Source organism: Methanobrevibacter sp. 87.7 (assembly GCF_002208625.1).
Taxonomy (GTDB): Archaea; Methanobacteriota; Methanobacteria; order Methanobacteriales; family Methanobacteriaceae; genus Methanarmilla.
The window spans coordinates 1-4,549 of the sequence record NZ_MRCT01000141.1; the positions used below are offsets into that span (position 1 = coordinate 1).

The window sequence follows — 4,549 nt, forward strand, 5'->3', positions numbered from 1 at the left end:
AAAAAAGAGTTTAAGGAAATTTTAATTAAGCATCAATGTTAATATGTGAAATTTCAATATGAAACCTTAAAAATAAATACATTTTATAAATAAAACAAAAAAAGCCCAACATAAACCTAAAAATGAATAAATAATATAAACAAAAGAAAAAATTCAATAAAAATCCTTAAAATAAATATTAAAAGCATAAATAAATTTTAAATAAGAATATATCTAAATATTTTAATTATGTATGAAAATTTAATTATAATTTTACCTATTATTGGTTTTTTAATAGGTTTACTCGTTACCACTATAGGAGGTGGTGGCGGAGGATTATATACTGTAATATTAATTATGTTAGGTGTAGATATCCAAACTTCAGTTGCAACTTCTCTTGCAACAGTTTTACCTACAACAGTAGTTGGAGCATATAATCATAATAAACAAAATAATATTGATAAAGGAATGGGTATTGTTTTAGGTATTAGTGGACTTATAGGAACATTTATTGGAATTTATATATCTAGTTTAATACCAGAACACCTTCTTAAAAAAGCATTTGGTATATTATTTATAATACTTGCAATTGTAAATTTAAAAAAATTTATTAGTGAACTTAGATCTGAAGAAAAAATTGAGAAAAAAACAAAAGTAAGAATTAAAGGATTTAAGAAAATATTTATACCACTTTTTGGAATATTCGGTGGAATACTTGCAGGTATATTTGGTTTAAGTGGTACACCACCAATACAATTAATATTATTATTACTTGGATATACAGCAACAACTATAATTGGTACAACAATCTTTGTTTTAATCTTTAATTCAATTGGTGGAATACTTGGTTATGGTGCACTTGGAAGAATAGATATTAATCTTGTACTTTTATTATGTTCAGGTACTATTATAGGTGCAATACTTGGTCCTAAAATTGTTGAAAAAACTAATGAAGATATACTTGAAATAATAATACCAATTATAATTATAGTAATTAACTTAATATTTGCTATTAAAATGTTATTATAAAAAATAAAGATAAATAATCTTTATTTAACTTATTTTAAATTAAATACTATTTTTTAAAAATAAATTTTACAAGTTTAAAAATTATAAGTTTAATACGCACAAAAAACAAAAAATAACTTAAATAAATTCAATAATATAGAAAAATAATAAATTTAAACACACAAAAACAAAAAATAACTTAAATAAATTCAATAATATAGAAAAATAATAAATTTAAACACACAAAAACAATATTAGTAAATACAATAAATTTAATAAAAAAATATCCTGTATAAAAATTATACAGGACACATGTTTCATCGAACTTATTCAAAAAAATAGATGTGGGAATATATTTAAATAAGTTACTACCATTGTTTTAATAAAAAACAATACAAGAAATTATGTTGAATGAGTTCTTTTATTATCAAAATTATCACTAAAAATAAAATTAAATCATAAAATATATTTCAACATAGTAGAAATACTTAATTTCTACAAATAATAGTAATATGTCTTAGTATATAAAGATTTATGTTAATATTCATTTTTAATAAAAAATTTTTAAACAGTTAAAAAAGAAATATTGAAAAAAATAAAAAAAATATAAAAGAATATATGCCAATGAACTAATATTATCTTAAATTTATTAATATAATTAGATATAATCACTATAAAGTTTAACAATGATAATATTAATATTATTTTATAATAAAATCAAAACAAAATAATTATTAAATACTTATAAACTTAGAAAAATCAATTATACATAGTTATTAAATAAAAATAAGTTTTTATAAACTATAAAAAATATTAAAAAGAATAATAAACAATAAGAAAGAAAAAATAAGTCTTAATAAAATAAAAAAATAAAATAGAAAAAAATGAAAAAAATATTATAATAAAATAATATCAACTATAATCTTAAACAATATCATCATAAGACTGTTTAAGATAATATCTATTTCTCATTTCAGTTTTATCTCCATATTCAATAGCTTCTACAGGACAACCGTTTATACATGAAGTACAATGCATACAATTATTAGACCATTGAGGAGCACCATCAATAAATGTAATATTGTTTAATGGACATCTAGCAACACAAGTTGTACATTTAATACATTTATCATTAACATGAAACTTTTTAGTACTGATTAAAGTTTTATAAAAGAAAAAATTTCCTATAGCTGATTGTAATTTACCTTTAAATGATGCAGGTCTTCTGAAAAATTCTTTACCCTGAATAATATCATCAGCAATTGATTCAACTTTATCTTTCTGAATTTTTAAAGCTTTTTGTACATTAGGATTTGATGCAACAGTAGTAGGATATAACATAATATAATTTGCAGGCATATTAATTGCATCAAAACCTTTAAGTTTCAAACCAATATTTTTACAGGAATTTTTAATATATTTTAAAGCATTACCTGGAGTTCCTCCACAATCTACAATAACATAAACTTCATTAGATCCTTTAAAAGTACATTTTTTAATAAATTCATCAACAGGACGAGGAACTCTCCAAGCATAAATAGGTAAAACAAAAACAAAAGGTTTATCAGATTCAAGTAAAACTCCATCTTGAGAAGATTTCATCAAAAGAGTTAAAGATAAAAGTTTATCTTTAGCTTTCTGAGCAATACCCTCTGCAATAAATCTACTGTTTCCAGTCCCTGAAAAATATAAAATCAAAATATCACCTTTCTAATAAATAAAAATTTTTATATAGATATAAATTATTATAAATTTACAAATATAAATTATTTACTTTTTTTAAAGTATATATTAAATAATTTAAACCTAAAAATAAAAGAAATTATAAACAAATTAAAAAAAGTGAACTATAATTTAAGATTAATTAAAATAAACCAAGAAAAATAAAATAAATTAAAATATAAAAAAATTAATAAAAATTATAATAAAATTACACAAATTAATCAAAATATAAAATTATAAATAAAAAAAATAAACACAAATTAACAAAAAAAACCATAAAATAAACTAATAATAAAAATAAAAAAATAAACACAATAAAAACAGACTACAATAAAAAATAAAAAAATAAAGAAAAAATGAATAAAAATATTAAAGTTCTTTTTTATAATTGGATACATCTACAACAATAGGTTTTGGTGAAAGTAAAGTATCCTTATGTAATAAACTATGAGTACATAGTACACATTGATTTTCTTTAAGATTAGATAATTTATCTTTCCAATCTTTCTGAGAATCATCTAAATTACTAATATTTTCAGATATTTTATTAAGTGTATTTAAACTAGGACTGAAATAGATCCTATCAGTAATATTTTTTAATTCATTTAATGAATCTTTATTAAGTTCATTTTGAATTATAAATGCTATTGACCATCCATATTCATTACCTTTTTTAATAATTTTAGATGCAATAGTATTTGAACGTATATTAATATTTTCTGCATTATCTAATACAGCGAAAAATGGGAATTCCCATAAACCTTCCATTAATTTATAATTCCATAAATCATTTAATATTACATCATAAACAAATTTTTGAGTAATTTCACCATATGAACTTAAATCAACTAATTTAACTTTACCTGAAAAATCATTTAAATATGACCAATCAAAGGTAGCACCACCATTAAATGGATCATCTTCAAATAAATCATTCATTTTTTCAATAATTTTATAACCATCAGCATTAAGTAATTCTTTTTTTAATTTACTAAGATTGAAATGTTTATATTTCTGAAGAGATTTTATTATTGTAATATATATTAAACTTAAATCTTTATGATTTAAACTTTTAAAACTTTGATGACACCAAGATATGAATCTTTGTGCAACATGAACATTATCTTCTTCAACAAAATCATTTTCAGAATATCTTAAAAACTTTTTAAATGGATTAAAAGGTACTTTTTTAACATTTTTATAATATTTATCACCAAGATTATCTTTAAGATAATTGAATTGACCATTACAATCAACAATAAAACTTGGTATATTATTATAAGATAAATCTACAATTAAATTTTGAACAAGACAATATTTACATGGACTTGCTTTACCTTCAATTATAATATTCTGACTTTCAAATTCAGGATTACCATATTCCCAGTAAAATTTATAATCACTTCCAGATGCTGTACCAAATAATGGGCGAACATTTTCTAAATAATTTATTCCAACAGACTCTTCAAACTCTGCAGATATTTCATTTATAAGATTACCTTGAAAATCAAAAATCCATCCTTCAGCTTCAAAACCATCTATTGGTTTTAAAATATGGGAATATTCTCGTTTATTAAAATCTAAAGTTAAAATATAAGAGCTATCTTCAAATATATAAATTCCATCATCAAGTTCTTTAAAATCTTTATTTATATAATTTTTTAAAATTGGAATTGTTTCATTAAATTCTACTTTTTCATCAATACCAATTTTTTTAAGCATTAATGTTGTTATATTTTCCATCAAATATCCTCACTAAATTTATAGAATTTGATAAAATTTTAAAAAAAAGCCTTAAACAACAATACAGTTTAAAATATAACCATAGTTATATATAAAT

General features: G+C 20.4%; 3 protein-coding genes. 1 reads left to right on the top strand and 2 read right to left on the bottom strand.

Annotated features, from left to right (window positions below):
• Window positions 1-228: 228 nt before the first annotated feature.
• The gene (locus BGI41_RS06715; protein WP_088539755.1) at window positions 229-1,008 is read left to right on the top strand and encodes a sulfite exporter TauE/SafE family protein; all 780 of its coding nucleotides are present in this window, start codon (window positions 229-231) and stop codon (window positions 1,006-1,008) included.
• A gap of 903 nt (window positions 1,009-1,911) precedes the next feature.
• Here BGI41_RS06715 and BGI41_RS06720 read toward each other — a convergent pair.
• Together BGI41_RS06720 and BGI41_RS06725 are read right to left on the bottom strand one after the other, a co-directional pair.
• Window positions 1,912-2,685, bottom strand: coding sequence for an EFR1 family ferrodoxin (locus tag BGI41_RS06720; protein WP_088539757.1), 774 nt, complete (start codon window positions 2,683-2,685; stop codon window positions 1,912-1,914).
• A 393-nt stretch (window positions 2,686-3,078) separates the two neighbouring features.
• The gene (locus tag BGI41_RS06725) at window positions 3,079-4,452 is read right to left on the bottom strand and encodes a hypothetical protein (RefSeq protein WP_088539759.1); all 1,374 of its coding nucleotides are present in this window, start codon (window positions 4,450-4,452) and stop codon (window positions 3,079-3,081) included.
• Window positions 4,453-4,549: the final 97 nt, after the last annotated feature.

Excerpts from the sequence above, each read along its gene's own strand:
- BGI41_RS06715 (WP_088539755.1), top strand. The coding sequence starts at position 229 with ATGTATGAAAATTTAATTATAATTTTACCTATTATTGGTTTTTTAATA.
- BGI41_RS06725 (WP_088539759.1), bottom strand. The coding sequence starts at position 4,452 with ATGGAAAATATAACAACATTAATGCTTAAAAAAATTGGTATTGATGAA.